Annotated in this window: 16 protein-coding genes; 12 read left to right on the forward strand and 4 right to left on the reverse strand. The window is 38.5% G+C overall.

Going from position 1 to position 16,745, the window contains the following annotated elements:
• Positions 1-4: 4 nt before the first annotated feature.
• Positions 5-1,699: a hypothetical protein gene (locus QNI22_RS03430; RefSeq protein WP_314509219.1), complete on the forward strand. Its 1,695-nt coding sequence runs from the start codon at positions 5-7 to the stop codon at positions 1,697-1,699.
• Between the two features lie 335 nt (positions 1,700-2,034).
• Positions 2,035-2,460: a DUF6157 family protein gene (locus QNI22_RS03435; RefSeq protein ID WP_314509220.1), complete on the forward strand. Its 426-nt coding sequence runs from the start codon at positions 2,035-2,037 to the stop codon at positions 2,458-2,460.
• A 1-nt stretch (position 2,461) separates the two neighbouring features.
• Here QNI22_RS03435 and QNI22_RS03440 read toward each other — a convergent pair whose 3' ends face one another.
• The gene (locus QNI22_RS03440; RefSeq protein ID WP_314509221.1) at positions 2,462-3,103 is read right to left on the reverse strand and encodes a DsbA family protein; all 642 of its coding nucleotides are present in this window, start codon (positions 3,101-3,103) and stop codon (positions 2,462-2,464) included.
• A gap of 121 nt (positions 3,104-3,224) precedes the next feature.
• On the opposite strand from QNI22_RS03440, the gene QNI22_RS03445 reads away from it, so the two are divergent.
• Positions 3,225-3,755, forward strand: a complete 531-nt coding sequence (locus QNI22_RS03445) for a hypothetical protein (protein WP_314509222.1) — start codon at positions 3,225-3,227, stop codon at positions 3,753-3,755.
• Positions 3,756-3,771: 16 nt separating this feature from the next.
• Here the strand turns inward: QNI22_RS03445 and QNI22_RS03450 are convergent, their stop codons facing one another.
• From QNI22_RS03450 to QNI22_RS03460, 3 genes are all read right to left on the reverse strand, one after another.
• Positions 3,772-4,743, reverse strand: a complete 972-nt coding sequence (locus tag QNI22_RS03450) for a leucine-rich repeat domain-containing protein (RefSeq protein WP_314509223.1) — start codon at positions 4,741-4,743, stop codon at positions 3,772-3,774.
• Positions 4,744-4,965: 222 nt separating this feature from the next.
• Positions 4,966-6,573: a peptide chain release factor 3 gene (locus QNI22_RS03455; protein WP_314509224.1), complete on the reverse strand. Its 1,608-nt coding sequence runs from the start codon at positions 6,571-6,573 to the stop codon at positions 4,966-4,968.
• A 222-nt stretch (positions 6,574-6,795) separates the two neighbouring features.
• On the reverse strand, positions 6,796-7,101 hold the full coding sequence (locus QNI22_RS03460) for a hypothetical protein (RefSeq protein ID WP_314509225.1): 306 nt from the start codon (positions 7,099-7,101) through the stop codon (positions 6,796-6,798).
• 246 nt (positions 7,102-7,347) lie between these two features.
• Here QNI22_RS03460 and QNI22_RS03465 point away from each other — a divergent pair, with 246 nt between their 5' ends.
• The 9 genes from QNI22_RS03465 to QNI22_RS03505 all read left to right on the forward strand — a co-directional run bounded on the left by QNI22_RS03465 (position 7,348) and on the right by QNI22_RS03505 (position 16,736).
• Positions 7,348-8,349 (forward strand): AAA family ATPase, encoded by a 1,002-nt coding sequence (locus tag QNI22_RS03465; RefSeq protein ID WP_314509226.1) that lies wholly within the window; start codon positions 7,348-7,350, stop codon positions 8,347-8,349.
• A 65-nt stretch (positions 8,350-8,414) separates the two neighbouring features.
• Complete coding sequence (locus tag QNI22_RS03470) at positions 8,415-9,017, forward strand: hypothetical protein (protein WP_314509227.1); 603 nt, start codon at positions 8,415-8,417, stop codon at positions 9,015-9,017.
• A gap of 37 nt (positions 9,018-9,054) precedes the next feature.
• Positions 9,055-9,918: a DUF58 domain-containing protein gene (locus tag QNI22_RS03475; protein WP_314509228.1), complete on the forward strand. Its 864-nt coding sequence runs from the start codon at positions 9,055-9,057 to the stop codon at positions 9,916-9,918.
• Positions 9,915-10,844, forward strand: a complete 930-nt coding sequence (locus QNI22_RS03480; RefSeq protein WP_314509230.1) for a BatD family protein — start codon at positions 9,915-9,917, stop codon at positions 10,842-10,844. The genes QNI22_RS03475 and QNI22_RS03480 overlap by 4 nt, the downstream gene beginning before the upstream one ends.
• A complete protein-coding gene (locus tag QNI22_RS03485; protein ID WP_314509231.1) occupies positions 10,841-11,857 on the forward strand; it encodes a vWA domain-containing protein in 1,017 nt (338 codons plus the stop codon). Before QNI22_RS03480 ends, QNI22_RS03485 begins: the two co-directional genes overlap by 4 nt.
• Before the next feature lie 265 nt (positions 11,858-12,122).
• Positions 12,123-13,349 (forward strand): OmpP1/FadL family transporter, encoded by a 1,227-nt coding sequence (locus QNI22_RS03490; protein WP_314509232.1) that lies wholly within the window; start codon positions 12,123-12,125, stop codon positions 13,347-13,349.
• Between the two features lie 60 nt (positions 13,350-13,409).
• Positions 13,410-14,882, forward strand: a complete 1,473-nt coding sequence (locus QNI22_RS03495) for an SGNH/GDSL hydrolase family protein (protein ID WP_314509233.1) — start codon at positions 13,410-13,412, stop codon at positions 14,880-14,882.
• 76 nt (positions 14,883-14,958) lie between these two features.
• Entirely contained in the window at positions 14,959-15,990 is a 1,032-nt protein-coding gene (locus tag QNI22_RS03500) for a vWA domain-containing protein (RefSeq protein ID WP_314509234.1), read from the forward strand.
• Entirely contained in the window at positions 15,987-16,736 is a 750-nt protein-coding gene (locus tag QNI22_RS03505; RefSeq protein WP_314509235.1) for a tetratricopeptide repeat protein, read from the forward strand. Before QNI22_RS03500 ends, QNI22_RS03505 begins: the two co-directional genes overlap by 4 nt.
• The last annotated feature ends 9 nt before the right edge of the window (positions 16,737-16,745 follow it).

Genomic DNA, 16,745 nt, shown 5'->3' on the forward strand with positions numbered 1-16,745 from the left:
CGTTATGTTCTTATCATTACCTTTCAGAGTAGTGTGTGTTATCTGTGTGTTTTGTATTCAGAATGCCTTTGCCCAGCAACTGGAAAAAGAAGTCAAACAGGATGTATCCCGAAAGGCGGCCAGAGGGAAACTGAATGAAATTGTCAATCATGCCGATACCAAACAGATTGAACTTTCATTTGTGACTAAGTCAACCAACAAAAAAATTAAGTATGAAAGTTATTTTTTTGACTATGACCTCAACTTTATTAAGGAAGAGAATTCTGAAGATGAATTGGTAAAAGTGAAGAGAGGAAAGTTAAAGCGATACAAAGGAGATTCATACTCTGTTATTGGACTAGAAGCCAAAGCCGATATGTTTGGTAATGCTGTATTTAAACGCAAGGAAATTACCTATGGGTGGAACTGGATGAAGATGGGTTATAGCAAGAATGTAAGAACCCTGGATAAAATAAAGCCCAAAACAGATGATGGAAGTAAAATGTGGTTTTTTGATGCCTATGAAATGGATACCAAAGGGGAAGTGCTGGCATTGGTAGGAGAAAAGGATAAAAAAGATGCGGCTGCTCGCCTGAAAAACTTTAGTGTACTGCATGTAAACAAAGAGCTGGACATCTTGCATAAAATCGAGCTTCCGTTTGAGTACCTGCAATACCCTATCTATTTTGGTAGTGTGCAGTCTGATGAGAGCCATGATGCGGAAGATGTATTGACTGACTATGTGATTGTATTTGCACCAGCAGAAGGAGCAGGAATGAATAAAAGCAAAGGAGGGGCAGCCAACAACTATACACTGGTTCGCATCAATCCTGATGGTGTATTGGTGGATCGCATTGCATTCAACAGTAAAGGAAACGACTGGAAAATCGAAGGTATTTATCAGATTGGAGAAAGTCTGGTAGCCTATGGACCCTGTAAGGCCAAAGATATAACCGAATCATATTTTGATGCTTATAAAGACCCAGCCAAAATGGCTGAGATGGATAAATTCACCCATTTTCAGATGGTAGGATTAAAATCTAAAAGTGTTGGTTTTGTAAGCCTGTCTTCCATTGAAGATTTTGAGAAGAAAACCAAGACGCCTTCCAATCAGAAAGGACTAAGTTCCTACAATGGCAAACGGGTAGAGATTGCTGAGATGCGTACTGCTCCCAATGGGGACATGTTTGTACTGGCACAGGATTACAAACTAGAGCTACGGGATAAAGAACGGTTGTATGAAGATGCTTATATTTTTCATTTTAGTCCAGGAGGAGAGTTGAAAGCGAGTTATAGCATAGATCCTGAATCGAAAAAAGGTGGTTTGACAGGTGGAGGATTAACAGATGCACGACATTATCACTGTACATTAGGCCTGGTTTCAAACTCAAATGGAGATGTGGTATTATTATTAAAGTCTCCCCGTGTCATTCAGTCTGAGTCGAATACATCTACGTTCTTATCTACTGTCACCACAACCTCCTACTACTGGCCACGATATCAGATTCGTGCAGCCCGGATCAATATGGCAAATGCTTCGATCAGTGATGTAAAGATATTTGGCAATGACGACTATTATTTATTTGATGAATATGGCGATTCAGAAATAGTTATTAGAGAAGGTGGTACTGAAAACGGAACCGCTAAACTTATTGTGGTTTGTGAAGGCAGAAAGGAAAAGAAAATATGGTTAGGTAAACTGAATCCTGATAAGTTCTGATGAATAGAAAAAATACGACAAATGCCGTATGGACTTACAAAAGAAAAGTACGGTTCTTTGTTGGAAAGAATGAATAATTATCTTCTGCTCAGTTGAATGCAAAATGCCTGTTGTTCTTGCGACAGGCATTTTTTATTTTGCAGGGAATAATAGCAACCAAAAATAACTACCAACAACTATATATTACCAAAAATGGGTTGAGGCAATACATAAGTCGTTATCTTCCATTATACTGACAGATTCGATGCAATGAAAGCAATATTTAAAAGGCATTGGTTAGGTAATAGAATGTAGACTGTTGGTATCAAATACAACAACGATTATAAGATAATAACATGAGCAAAGAAATAAGTCATACAACGAACTATTTTGACACTTTTATTGAAGTAGCAGAAGATACCAAAGTTAGTTGTGGAACAATACCAAAATCAAAAGGTGGCAATAAAACAGTTGCTGAATGCCAATATGAGTTACTTATAAAGAACCCTTACAAGTTTACTTCTGATGATATCTTTTTTCAGGTTTTTGCAGAGAGAAATAACTTGACAGAGCAAGAATATGGAGAGGCAAGAAAAAACTTCTTCTCAAAGGGGCAGCCTTGCTTTCGCTCCTCGCCTTTGACTAAGACTTACGGATTTGGAGTTCACTCTAACAGCGAAGGTAAAGTAGCTATCTTTGGAATGGAAACAGAACTATACCAAAAACTTCAAAGTGACCCCAAGATCAAAAAGATAAAGGCAATGCGAACGTCTAAAAAATAAATCAACTGACAGGAGAAAGCAGTTGGTTTATCGTAAGATAAAGAGGTTCGAAATCTATATACCCACGGGTAAGCAGATAATTTTGCTTTTCTGTAAGTAAAAGAATAGTTGGGAACGTGGATACTCCCATTTCATTTACAATCTTGAATTCTTCTTTTGTTTTTCGTGTATAGTCGGGGTGGTACATCTTTTTGACAAATTCTTCTCCATCAATACCAAAAAGTTTTGCCAGTGGATGGTAAGTTGCATCTTCGTTCAGATCTTTGCCGTCGTAATAAAATGCTTCCTGCAAATGGTGGATAAAGTAAACAATATTCTCAGGTTGATAACTCTTGAATGTTGTGAGCGCAATACAGGGTTTTTCCGAGTTGAGAATAGCTGTGCCTGGTTCTAAAATATGCTGGACAAAGTTTTCGCCAAAAGGGACGCCTGTTTGCCTTTCTATTTCTTTATAGGCAGTTTTGAGATAGGGAGACACTTGACTGACTGTGCCTGCCTGATTCCCAATATACATACCTCCGGATAAAACTTCGAAGTGGATTTTATGATGAAGGGATTCAAAAAGTTTTTGTAAGATTGGTCCAAAACCATAACACCAGAAGCATAGCGGATCGTATATGTATAATATGGATGGAAGTTTCATAGGACAATAGGCAGGTATAGGTAATACAATAAAAAAATAGAGTCAACAGTACTCAATTATTCGCTGGAAAATGAAATAAAATACTCATTTTTACTTGCTTAAAAATAATTTTTGACTCCTCATGAAACCCCATATTTTTAGAAGTAGTTCCAAGTGGCAACTGATCTGCCTGATTGGATTGTTCTGTTTCTATAGTTGCAACTCAAAGCAATCCTCTGATGCACAGATACAAACGGAGCATTTAGATTCGGCTGTTGTTACTCGGGACACTGTTTCCAGAGATACTGCTACATTGATACCAAGCGAGGCTATAAAAGCCGATACAGTACCACAGGATGTTGTTAGTGCTCCAGACATAGCATGGGAAAAGAAATTTACAGGAAAGATTCAGGGATTTAAGTCACAGGCATTTGAGTTTGCCTTAGAATCTGAGTCAAGAGTTCAGATTCAGGTTAGAAATAAAAAGCAGGCTGTTTTTAAACTGTATCGTAAAACCTCAGATCTAAACGAGACGGTTGTAAAAGATGACACACATACATGGAAGGGAGAATTAGAAGAAGGAGACTATCAGCTAAAGGTTTTTCTCCCTCTGAAATTAGCCGCAAAGAAGAAAAGTGCAGATTTTGAGGTAACAGTAAAAGTACTGAAATAGGAGAGACCCTTCTGGGTTAAAATTCAAGATGGACTTTGGGTAATAATTCCGCCAGTCGGCTTTGATTGGTTTGGCTGATTGGATTTTCTGATAAGAAAATAACAATCAGTTGTGACAAGTCCTGTAGTGAAGCAGGAAGATAAATTAGTTCATTTTTGTCTAGTCCCAATGCCTGTAATCCTGTTAGTTGGTTAATCTCTCCGGGTATGTTTTTCAACTGGTTTCCATTGAAATATAATTCTTTCAACTGGCTAAGTTGAAATACTTCTTTGGGGAAACTGGTAAACCGATTGTTTGACAACATCAGTGACCGAAGTTCCCGAAGTTGAGAGATTTCAGCAGGAAGTTTTGATAACTGGTTATCACCCAGATAAAGTTCTCGTAACTGAACAAGAGTTAGAATTTCTTTTGGGAATACTTTGAACTGGTTATGTGACAACATCAACGATCTTAACTGAGTCAATGCCCCCAAATTGGCAGGAAGCTTTAGTATTTGATTATCTGCCAGATCCAGAACTTCCAGATTGGCTAGATTTAATACAGCCTCTGGAAAACTTGTAAAATTATTATGGGGTAATTCCAGCCTTTTTAAGGTAAAAACGGTTCCCAGCTCTATTGGTAGTTCCCGAAGCCGGTTTTGCCCCATGTTTAATTGTTCCAGTTTAGGAAGTGATAGCAATACATCAGGAAAAACGGTAAACTCGTTTTCATTGAGATTGATCTCGCGTAACAACTGGAGCTTGGCAAGTTCGGTGGGTAATGTAGTCAACTGATTACTATGTAAAATCAGTTTTTTCAGATTCAGAATCTTACCAATTTCTTTTGGTAACGTTGATAGCTGTTTGCCTGACAAATATAGTTCTTCTACTTCTAACGGATGTTTTAAAGCCTCTTCCAGAGAATGAGCTTCCTTATTAGGATTGGCAGCAATTACCAGTCCACAACTTAGAAAGAAGCTAACTACAAGAAAGAGACAAACATTTTTCATAAAGGTACTACATTTTGTCGCCAAAGTAATAAAAAAACAGACTCGGGAAGGTTGCTTTTTCCATGATTACCTACCTGGTAAGATTTTTGCCTGATAAATATTATCTCATCTACAACAAATAGGGAAATATGCAGAATAGGAAAGAATTCTGTTTTTCACTGATTACTATCAAAATGTAGTATGTTACAGAATTCTTTCCTGTTTAGATATTACTAGTGAATATTATTTGCGTTCCATATGTTCTGTAGTTGTGAACTCAGAAATAAAGTGAAACTGGATTTCGGGATTGTTTCGAATAGTCATATTTAGTTGCCACTCAGTTTCTGCCATATATACACGGTTATTGTCTTTATCAAATGCAATGTCTTTGGCTTTGATACGACAGAACGCATCCAATACCTCCAAATTCTCGGAAGTTAACCAACATGCTTTGTATACGTTCATAGGGATGAACCGACAGGAAGCTCCATATTCGTTTTCCAGACGGTACTGAATTACATCAAACTGAAGTTCACCTACTGTGCCAATAATTTTACGGTTACCAGGTTGCTGAATGAATAACTGAGCAACTCCTTCGTCTGTTAGCTGTTGTACGCCTTTCTCCAACTGCTTTGTCTTCATAGGATCTGTATTGATAACTTCCCGGAATATTTCTGGAGAAAAGCTAGGAATTCCTTTGAAGATCAGATCTTCACCTTCTGTTAGTGTATCTCCGATTTTAAAGTTACCTGTATCATACAAACCGATTACATCACCAGGAAAGGCTTCTTCGATTACTTCCTTGTCCTGAGCCAGAAAGGCATATGGGTTCGAGAAACGAAAGTTTTTATCCAAACGCACATGGTGGAAAAACTTGTTTCGCTCAAACTTTCCAGAGCATACCCGTAAAAAAGCAATGCGGTCACGGTGACGAGGGTCCAGGTTGGCATGAATCTTAAAGATAAATCCGCTGAACTTGTTCTCTTCTGGTGCAACAACCCGATTGGCAGATTCTCTTTCGTGTGGAGGAGGAGCAATACGGGTAAAAGCATCCAATAGTTCTTTGACCCCAAAGTTATTAAGTGCACTACCAAAAAACACGGGAGCCAGTAACCCAGCCCGATACATTTCGATATTGAACGGCTCATATACACCTTCTACCAGTTCTACATCTTCACGTAGTTGATTGGCTGCACGTTCACCTACTGTCTTGTCTAGTTCCGGGTCATTTAAATCCTGAATGGCTACAATGTCGTCTGAAATTTTTGTTTTGTTGGCACTGAATAAGTACAGACTTTTTTCATAAAGATTATATACTCCCTGAAAGTCACTACCCATTCCAATCGGCCATGCTAGTGGACGAGTACTGATGTGTAACTTCTGTTCTAGTTCGTCCAATAAATCAAAGGGAGGACGGCCTTCACGGTCCATTTTATTGATAAATATGATAACGGGTGTATCACGCATTCTGCAAACTTCCATCAGACGTTCTGTTTGTTCCTCAACGCCTTTTACACAGTCAATAACCAGAATTACACTATCCACAGCGGTAAGGGTACGATAAGTATCTTCAGCAAAGTCCTTGTGACCAGGTGTATCCAGCAGATTTACTTTACAGTTGTTATAATCAAACGACATCACGGAAGTTGCTACTGAGATACCCCGTTGCCGTTCGATTTCCATAAAGTCGGAGGCAGCCCCTTTTTTGATTTTATTCGATTTTACAGCCCCAGCAGTCTGAATAGCTCCCCCAAATAATAGACATTTTTCTGTCAGTGTTGTTTTTCCGGCATCCGGGTGACTGATAATGGCAAATGTTCTTCGCTTTTGTACTTCTTCTTTTAAAGACATGTATATTCGTATTTATAATTACTAGTTAAAAATTTTAGTAAGAAAAGGCATGAAAATCAACCTATAGGTTTTCTAAAACTTCCAGTTCTTTTTGAAGTATTCTTTTTCGTTGCTCAATCAAATAAAGATCTCCATAAGACCAATATTCTAATACATAATCGCTTAACTGACGTTTGATTACAATTTGTGTAAGCCTTTTTGTTTCACTATCGATTGTGCCAGTTAGTAAAAGCATATAGCTATTATTTCAAAATCAATCTCTTCAATTATAGTTAAACGAGTTTCTTCATTGGTAGAATTAATATCTGTATATACCAGATCTTCCTTCTTTACCTGGCTATCTTTTAACAATGATTTCCGGATGAACACTATTGCTTCATTATCTGGATTTTCTTTTTTCCAATCATAAAAGTTGCTGAAAGCATCACTACCTTCATCACTTCCAAAAGTGGCAAACTCATCAGACGTATCCCAGAAAAAATCCTCCTTTAATACTTGTAAAGCATCTGGATGAGCAATTTCTTTCATATAAAAAAAGTATCGTGAAAGACGTTAGATACTTGAGATTAACCAATGTTATTGAAATAGAAACTTATTATTTTTGGATAAGTAGTACTTCAAATTTGAAAATCAGCACCTGTCACCAAATGATTTGCAAAATTACGTCTATTCTATTGATTTGCTGCAATTATTTTTCCTGTATCTTGCAAAGATGATTGTTGGTAACCTTAAAAAAGGTGTTAATCTTTTACTTTTGATTCTGATACACTACAGATGTCTATATCTTCATCAACTACTCCCAGCGCACTAACCGAAAAAGTACAGGAGCAAAGCCTCTGGCTGGCTACTCTTACCTCAGAAGTAAATAAAGTGATTGTAGGACAGGCTAATATGGTGGAAAAACTTTTGATTGGTTTGTTGAGTGGGGGGCATATTTTGCTGGAAGGAGTACCTGGTCTGGCTAAAACACTGGCTATTAAAACACTATCATCGGCTATTCATGCCAAGTTTAGTCGTATACAGTTTACTCCTGACCTGTTACCGGCAGATGTGGTAGGAACTATGATTTATAATCTGGCACAAAACGAATTCTTGCCTAAAAAGGGACCAGTATTTGCTAATTTCGTACTAGCAGATGAAATCAACCGGGCTCCTGAGAAGGTGCAATCTGCTTTGCTAGAGGCAATGGCTGAAAAGCAGGTAACTATAGGAGATCAGACTTTTAAGCTAGATGAACCTTTTCTGGTACTGGCTACACAGAATCCAATTGAGCAAGGAGGAACCTATCCACTACCCGAAGCTCAGGCAGACCGCTTTTTACTGAAAGTTCTAATAAGCTATCCAGGTAAAGAAGACGAACGATTGATTATACGTCAGCACCAATTATCTGAGCAACAGAAAATTCAGGTTGTATTGAAACCTGAGCAATTACTAGAGGCTCGCCAAACTGTTAAAAGCATTTATATGGATGAGAAAGTAGAAGATTATATTCTGAATCTCATCTTTGCTACCCGTCAACCGGAATCTGTGAAATTGGAAAAATTAAAGCCTTTATTAAGCTTTGGGGCTTCCCCACGTGGAAGTATAGGCCTTACAATGGCTGCCAAGGCACACGCCTTTTTACAGCAAAGAGCCTATGTAACTCCAGACGATGTACGAGCTATTGTAGCAGAAGTGCTACGTCACCGTATTGGTTTGAGTTATGAAGCACAGGCCGAAAACATACTGCCTGACGATGTAATTCGGGAAATTTTAAATACTGTTCCAATGCCTTAACTAATAACAGCTAAACTGAAGAAGTTATTACCTTTGTTGGGTAGTTTTTAATTTTATTATTTAATATGACCTTTACTGCTGAAGAAATACGTAAGAATTACGAAGGTTTTTCGAATGAGAAGCTAATGCGGATTGCAACCGAAAATGCTGGTACTTTATCACCAGAAGTTGTGTCTATCCTGAAAGACGAATTGAGGAAACGCCATCTTATAGATGAACATATTGAGAGAAGTATTGCGATACAGGCAAAAGAATTGACAGAACAGGAATTGGAAGCTTTTATTAATTTAATAGAAACATTGCCTTGTCCAATCTGCTCAACAACATCACAAAGACTGAATCTGAGTTCTGTATTTTCTGTCACTAGCTTTATCATTATAACCCAATTCAAAGGTAAAAATGTAATTGCATGTCCTGATTGTCTTGTTAAATCATTAAGGCGTGCTGATACATCAACTTTTCTATTGGGATTATGGGGTATTCCTTGGGGAGTGATTCGATCTGTAAAAGCATTGGTAAACAACTCTATTTCCAGAAAAAGAGTCCATCAGCGTAGTCCATTAATGAAGGAATTTGTAAAGTTGAAGAAGGGTGAGATTGAAAGATGGAAGAATGATTCTACAAACTTATTGAATTTGATCAAGAAAAATAACGAGTATGTGGGATAATGATACAGTAATCATTAATTCAAAAATATAATCTGTTTTGATTACCACTGATCTTCTTAAAAAGGTTCAGAAACTGGCTTTTCGGGCCAGATATATTTCTGAACACCTGCTGGCTGGTCAGTACCACAGCCATTTTCGTGGTAAAGGAATGACATTCAGTGAACTGAGAAAATATCAGTTTGGGGATGATGTGCGCTCTATTGACTGGAATGTCACTGCCCGCTATCAGGAACCCTATCTGAAAGTGTTTCAGGAAGAGCGGGCACTAAATCTATTGCTGTTGGTTGATGTAAGTGCCTCAATGAACTTTGGTACATCTTCTCAATCCAAACGGGAGCTGGCGCAAGAACTAGCTGCTGTACTGGCACTGGCCGCACACCAGAATAATGATCAGGTAGGGTTGGTTTTGTTCAGCGACCAAGTAGAGCATCTTGTTCGTCCTCAAAAAGGGTATCAGCATATACTGCGTCTGATTCGAGATATGCTGGAACATAAACCTGTGGAGAAGAAAACCAATATAGCGGTGGCTTTGCAATTGGCAATGAGTCTGGTAAAGCAGAAAAGTATTGTTTGTATTATTTCCGATTTTGCTTCATCTGATTACCAGTCTTTATTACAACTGGCATCTGCACGACATGAGGTAATTGGACTCCATGTCTCAGATGTACGGGAAACGGAGTTACCCAATGTTGGGTGGCTGCCTGTACAAGAAGCAGAGACAGGTGCTAAAGCCTGGTTACCTACTTTTCTGAAAGGGACCCGAAATCAATACAACAATTTAGGTTTGCAACATATAAGAGATACTCAAGCTATATTTAAAAGTAGCAAAGCAGATTTGTTGCAGATTCATACCGGAGAAGATTATGTCGACAAGCTTCGAACTTTTTTTGTAACGAGATGAGTGAGTTAGTTTCCTCAATAGTAAAGCGTTTGGTATGTTTAACTGTATTGTTTCTGTGCGTATCAGGAATAGGAGGGACTTTCACAAACCTTAGAGCACAGAGTATTCAGACAAATATCTCTGCCAGACAAGTGTCTATAGGGCAGGTATTTTATGTTTCATTTAGTATAAAGGATGCAAAAAAGGAAGTTATAACTTTTCCTGTTATTGACTGGAAAGGAATATCAGTGCTGAAAGAAGTGACTAAAGACTCAATTAACACCAAAGGGGAAGTAATAGTAGTCGGTATATACCAGATGATAAGTCTTCAAGCTGGGGATTTTACATTACCTCCACAAACCGTTGTAGTCTCAAATAAGTCCCTTACATCCTCTGAAGTTTCAATACATGTAGAGTTACTTCCTGTAAATCAGCCTGATTTTCGAATTGAACCGATTGAAAAGGCTTCATCTGATTTCTCTGTCTGGATGCCTTCTGTTGTTTCAGGAGTAATTGTGGTGGTGTTGGGATTATTATGGATAGGCGGAAAAAAGATAAAAGATGCCTGGCCTTCAAAGAAATTAAATCCAAAGAAGGAAGCTCTAAGACAATTGCAGAAGCTTCCACAAGTATATTCAGGAACTGATAAACAATATTATGTACAACTTAATCGGATTTTGCATACATATTTGAGTAGTCAATTAGGTTTACAGACACCCTCTGTTTCAGTTAATGAATTAAAAAATAAACTAAAACATTACTCTATAGATTCAACAAAACTAACACAGTTGGAGAATTTACTGGAAAGACTGCAATATATACTCTATTCTTCTGATCCCATTTCTTTTTCTGACGCAAATTCTTTGCAGAAAGAAATACAGGATATGATTCAACAGCTTACATTGCATTCCAAACATTCAACATCTTTTTTGTCTGCAGTCTCTTGAATCCATTTGTTATCCCTTCTTTCGATCGTTTTGCGAATCCTGAAGCATTTGGGATTTTACTGATATTGCCATTGATATGGTTGATACAGGTATGGATTTACCGGAAACGGCAACCTGTCATAATCTTTTCCGGGGTGAAATCTCTAAAAACATTGGACTTTTTGATAGGTAAGACGTTCCGTCTTATTCCTGGATTGATACAAGTTATAGGGGCAGTATTTGTTAGTATTGCATTGGCCCGACCCCAGATACAGGAAAAGAGTCAGGAGAAACTTCCTCAGGAAGGAGTAGACATAATGATAGCCATGGATGTTTCCAGAAGTATGGAAGCTGAGGATCTGAAACCTAACCGCTTAGAGGCCGCAAAAAAGGCTGCTCAAGATTTTGTGGCAGCTCGATCGCGTGATCGTGTAGGCCTTGTTATCTATTCTGGAGAATGTATAACTGCCTGTCCACCTACTACTCAGCATGCACTGCTGCAAAATGTAATTCAACAAGTTGATTATCAGAATCTGGAGGATGGTACCGCTATTGGGTTGGGATTGGCCAATGCAGTAAATCGGTTGAAAGATAGTAAGGCTAAAAGTAAAGTTATTATTCTATTAACAGATGGGGAAAATAATGCTGGTTTTATTGCTCCGCAGACAGCCGCAGAAATGGCCCGGCAAAAGAAAATAAAAGTATATACTATAGGTGTTGGAAAAAACGGGCTGGCCCCTTTTCCTATGCATACCTTTGATGGTTCCAAAGCCTATCAGCAGGTTCCGTTTAGCATCAATGAAGATCTGCTACGCCAGATTGCATCACAGACAGGAGGAATATTTTATAGAGCTGATAGTCGGGAAAGCCTGCAACAGATCTATTCCGAAATCGACAGACTCGAAAAAAGTACTATAGAAGAAAGGATACAATATCGTTATACAGAAGTTTTTACTCCTTTTTTAGTATGGGCATTGATGTGCCTGACTATATCCTTTCTATTTCGCTTTGTCATCCTGCGAAGTGTATTATAGCTGTATTACTAGCATCCAAATAGCTAAATAATTCTCTATCAACTCTTTTTACCTTTTTTTTTGTTAGGGGATACTGACCCCTACCTTCTGCTATATCGAAAAATAGTATGCATGCATATTTTTTTTGATGAATTTGTATAATTTAATGTTTTTATTGTGTTATTTGTAAAAGAAAAGATCACACTGACGTAATGGAAATACCCATAACGGCATTTATTTTTTATGTAATCACTTTTTATACACCCAAAACAACTAAGCTAAGAACATGAAGAAAGTTTTCATGAGTATTTTTTTGATGGCTTCTTCTTCGTTTGCTTTTGCTCAGGGATTTCAAATTAATCTGCTGGGAACAAAGCAAACTGGAATGGCACATGCTGGAGCAGCATTGAAAACCGATGCATCAACGTTGGTATTTAATCCTGGATCCTCTGTTTTTCTGGAGGGAAACCAGGTCTATATATCAGGAAATGCCGCAATTATCAACAATTCCTTTCTTCGTGAAGGCGCTTCCAAAACAGAATATGCAGACAATGGGATTGCACCTCCTTTCAGTGCTGGTGTGATGTTTGGTCCTAAAGAAGGAAAATGGAAAGCCGGCCTTGCTGCATACACACCATTTGGTGGCCAAACAGACTGGGGAAAAAGCTGGAGCGGACAGATGGCATTGACTTCATTGGAATTACAGGCTATTTATTTGCAACCTACCTTCAGTTATAAGATAAGTGATAAATTGGGTATTGGAGCAGGATTCATTATCAACTTTGGACATGTTGATTTACAAAGAAATTTGCCAGTAACAGGATCTGCAGGTGGCACGGGATCAGCCCAGTTACAAGGCAATGGAATGGGATATGGTTTTAACGTAGGACTGTATTATCAGGCAACAGACGCTTTCTCTTTGGCACTGACTCATCGGTCAACAGTGAAAACAACAGTGGATGATGGGGACGCTATTTTTGATGTTTCTACTGCTTTATCAACTAGCTTTCCGCAGCCTAATACCTTTAAATCTACTCTAAATCTGCCTTCTACTACTACCCTAGGTTTGGGTTATAAGGCAACAGATAAGCTTACTCTGGCTCTGGATATTAACTATGTACACTGGAGTGTATATGATACATTGTCGTTTGATTACAAACAAAATACCCCACAGCTTCAGGATACTAAATCGCCAAGAAATTACAAAGATTCGTGGGCATTTAGATTAGGTGGACAGTATGGTGTAACCGAAAGACTAGCTGTGCGTGGTGGGGTAGGGTATGTATTAACTCCTATTAAAGATGGATATGTAACACCAGAAATTCCAGATGCAAACCGAATTATATTGACATTAGGACTAGGATACCAGATTACAGATAAATTCAGTATAGATGCTGCATTTATGTTTGAGGATTTGGAGAAACGTACTCAAACTAATATAGAAACTGGTCTGCAGGGTACTTATAAGACCTACGCTTACATTCCAAGTCTGGCTTTAGGTTATAAATTCTGATTATACATATTTTATTGTTGGTAAATCTGGATCAAAATCGTTCAATTCTGACTAATATCTATGAAAAATATAGTTAATTATTCTCTACTCACCCTAACTACAGCCTTTTTGTTTCAGGGATGTAAACCTGATCTGGATGTAGATGTTGCTGCAGCAAAAGGCAGTGCTGATTTTTCCAAATATGTCGCTGTGGGTAATTCACTCACTGCTGGTTATGCAGATGATGGGTTATATCTCTCAGGACAGCAGGCTTCCTATCCTAGTTTGATTGCAGCACAAATGAGTGAGGTTGGTGGTGGTACTTTTACGCAGCCTTTATTTACCTCAAAGCCTAATGGAACAGGTTATTTGACGTTAACAGGCTTTTCTTCTACAGGTTTGCCTGTATTGGAAACTGTAAGTACAGACCTTGCTGTAAGAGGAGTTACAACTCCTGACCCTGTATTGAATCCAAGTGGTGTTTTACTGGATAAATATACCGACCCTATCAATAATTATGGAGTGCCAGGTATACGTTTATCTGACATTGCAGATGCTAATTATTCCAGACGTAATCCTTTATATGAAAGAATATTGATGGATGGTGAGGTAGGAGTAAAGCCCTATCTGACAAAAGTAGCCGAGAGCCAGCCTACCTTTTTCTCCTGTTGGCTAGGAAATAATGATGTCTTGCAATATGCTGGTTCAGGTGGATTGGTTCCGTTAACTCCCGTTCCTGCTTTTCAGCAATTGTATGGAGTATTGATAAATACATTGACACAAAATGGTGCCAAAGGGGTTGTTGCCAATCTTCCTTCTGTTACCAGTGTGCCTTTGTTCAATACTGTCTTGGCTACGGTTTCTTCTACAGCTAAAGCACAGCTAAAATTAGCTCTTCAGGCAAATCCGAAGCTTCCAAATTTTGTGGTATGTCAGAGTGGTACACCTGATCGCATAGGTCAGACATCTCGCCCTGCGGATACCTTGCGTATTATACAGTTGCCAATAGATAGCTTGTATGGAGGTGGACAAGGACGTTCCTTACTGACTCTTTCTGTACGCAATAATCCAAGTCTACTCGGAATGCTTGGGCAACCTACTGGGGCCTACTGGAGATCTTTTGCTGCACAGAATGGGACAACTGTACAAAACATCATTGCCGCCTTTAAACTAGATACAACCCAGGCTTTTGGATTTTCCCCTAATAATCCTTTTCCGACAGGTTTAGTATTGGATGGGCGGGAGCAGGATGTAATCAACAGTTACACAACTCAATACAATAGTATTATCAAGGCAGCTGCTGAAAGTAAAGATCTGGCTTTTGTAGATGCTAATTCCTTTATGAAGCAAGTAAACGCTGGTTTGCTGGTAGATGGAATGGATGTGAGCGGAGCATTTATCAGTGGAGGGTTTTTCTCACTGGATGGAGTACACCTGACGCCTCGTGGATATGCGATTGCGGCCAATAAATTTATTCAAACTATTAATGCTAAATACAACAGCAAGATTCCACTTGTGTCAGTTGTAAAATATGCAGGTGTGAAATTTCCATAAATAGCACCAAATTAGTACTTTACCGACGGGTTCAGAATTACATTCTGAACCCGTATTTATTTTGGAACATATTTCTATGAATCTAGACTGGGAACATAGTGAGTATATCTATCTTTTACTAGGAATACCTCTCCTGTTTGGTATATTTCTTGGCTATCTGTTGTGGCGAAAAAGGAGTTTGAAGAAATTGGGGAATCCCCAGCAACTACAATACCTGATGCCAGATACCTCATATAAACAGTGGATACGTATGGGATTGTATCTAATACCTATTTTATGCTGTATACTGGCTGTTGTAAGTCCACGTTATCCGGAGACAGTTACAGCACCTGCAATACCTGTGGCAGATGTTGTATTTATGGTAGATGTATCTACCAGTATGTTTGCTTCAGATGTGGCTCCCAACCGACTAGAAAAGGTAAAACAGATTCTTTCCCAGTGTGTTGCCAATTTAGACAAATGCAGAGTTGGAGTTGTGTTATATGCAGGCCAGGCCTATCCATTTCTGCCATTTACAGAAGATATGAATGTTGCGGTTTCCTTCATTCCTGCGATCCAGCCCTCATTGATCTCTCAGCAGGGAACACAGCTAACAAAAGCTATGGAGATGGCAGGATATTATTTTAGTGATACATCCCGAAATAATCAGGTGATTTTTTTGTTTTCTGATGGCGAAAACCATGATAGTGAGTTCCTGAAATCAGTTGAGAAACAGGCAAGGAAAGGAATAATAATACATACAATTGGAGTAGGGACAGAAAATGGAAGTCAAATTATAGTGTCTGATGCATACGGAAGGAGTAGTGTGAAAAAGGATGCCACGGGTTTACCTGTTATTACCCGTTTGGAGCCAAACAATCTTCGTCAAATTGCAGAAGCTGGGAAAGGACAATTCTATCCGATATCCTCTACACAAGAAACCATACAATTCATTCAGCAACAGATTGAAGCTGCCAGATTATCTATCGGAAAACCTCCACAAATTACCGGATATACCTATCTGTTTCAATGGCTTGCAGGAATCTCGCTTGTCTGTATATTGCTGGACATGATACTTGGTGTTTTTTATAAATATCGCATACCTTCACCATTTTCTTCATACAAATGATACGGACATTGGTGTTTTTTCTGGGAATTGCTGTAGCTGCACCCTGGATAATTTATTTTTTCACAGGAAGGCCTGTTGGTGTATCCAGTGACAAACAACTTTTAGGACAAGGCAATGCTTTTTACCAGCAGGGAGAATATGGAGAGGCAGAAGTGAGTTTTCGTAAAGTTTTAGCCGGTAATCCTGAAATTTCAGAAGCAAAATTTTATCTGGGATTAAGCTTGTATCAGCAGCAACGATATGCTGAGGCTCTTCCTTATGTAAATACTAGTAGCCAGTTTTCTGGTAAATTTAAACCCCAAGCATTACACCTCCAGGGTAATATTTTGTTAAAGATGAGTCGATGGACAGAGGCTGCTTCTTGTTACCGGAATGAGTTGCTTTTGAGACCGGGTTATCAGCCTGCTCAAAAGAATTTATCCTATGTACTACAGAAAATAGCTGAAAGAATCCCAAAGAAAGATCCAATTCGAAATATAAATCAGATGCAAAAACAACAGGATCAGTCTATGAATAGAAGCGAAGAAGAGAAAGAGAATAATTCGTCTGACGATTCACAAAATCAGGATGCAAACCAGTCTAAAAGTAGTTCAAAAAATAATATACAATCTTCACAACAGCAATTAAATGCTTCAGATATGGAAAGTATGCTGAAACAATTGGATCAGGCTGAAAAACAGATCAGAGGCAGAAACTCAAAAGCCAGAGCACAGAAAACGGTACCATCTGATCAGAAAGACTGGTAAACTGAGTAA

The organism is Xanthocytophaga agilis (assembly GCF_030068605.1).
Taxonomy (GTDB): Bacteria; Bacteroidota; Bacteroidia; order Cytophagales; family 172606-1; genus Xanthocytophaga; species Xanthocytophaga agilis.

Bases quoted from the DNA above. Each gene is read 5' to 3' on its own strand.
- QNI22_RS03430 (WP_314509219.1), top strand. From the start codon at position 5: ATGTTCTTATCATTACCTTTCAGAGTAGTGTGTGTTATCTGTGTGTTT.
- QNI22_RS03435 (WP_314509220.1), top strand. From the start codon at position 2,035: ATGAGCAAAGAAATAAGTCATACAACGAACTATTTTGACACTTTTATT.
- QNI22_RS03440 (WP_314509221.1), bottom strand. From the start codon at position 3,103: ATGAAACTTCCATCCATATTATACATATACGATCCGCTATGCTTCTGG.
- QNI22_RS03445 (WP_314509222.1), top strand. From the start codon at position 3,225: ATGAAACCCCATATTTTTAGAAGTAGTTCCAAGTGGCAACTGATCTGC.
- QNI22_RS03450 (WP_314509223.1), bottom strand. From the start codon at position 4,743: ATGAAAAATGTTTGTCTCTTTCTTGTAGTTAGCTTCTTTCTAAGTTGT.
- QNI22_RS03455 (WP_314509224.1), bottom strand. From the start codon at position 6,573: ATGTCTTTAAAAGAAGAAGTACAAAAGCGAAGAACATTTGCCATTATC.
- QNI22_RS03460 (WP_314509225.1), bottom strand. From the start codon at position 7,101: ATGAAAGAAATTGCTCATCCAGATGCTTTACAAGTATTAAAGGAGGAT.
- QNI22_RS03465 (WP_314509226.1), top strand. From the start codon at position 7,348: ATGTCTATATCTTCATCAACTACTCCCAGCGCACTAACCGAAAAAGTA.
- QNI22_RS03470 (WP_314509227.1), top strand. From the start codon at position 8,415: ATGACCTTTACTGCTGAAGAAATACGTAAGAATTACGAAGGTTTTTCG.
- QNI22_RS03480 (WP_314509230.1), top strand. From the start codon at position 9,915: ATGAGTGAGTTAGTTTCCTCAATAGTAAAGCGTTTGGTATGTTTAACT.
- QNI22_RS03490 (WP_314509232.1), top strand. From the start codon at position 12,123: ATGAAGAAAGTTTTCATGAGTATTTTTTTGATGGCTTCTTCTTCGTTT.
- QNI22_RS03495 (WP_314509233.1), top strand. From the start codon at position 13,410: ATGAAAAATATAGTTAATTATTCTCTACTCACCCTAACTACAGCCTTT.
- QNI22_RS03500 (WP_314509234.1), top strand. From the start codon at position 14,959: ATGAATCTAGACTGGGAACATAGTGAGTATATCTATCTTTTACTAGGA.
- QNI22_RS03505 (WP_314509235.1), top strand. From the start codon at position 15,987: ATGATACGGACATTGGTGTTTTTTCTGGGAATTGCTGTAGCTGCACCC.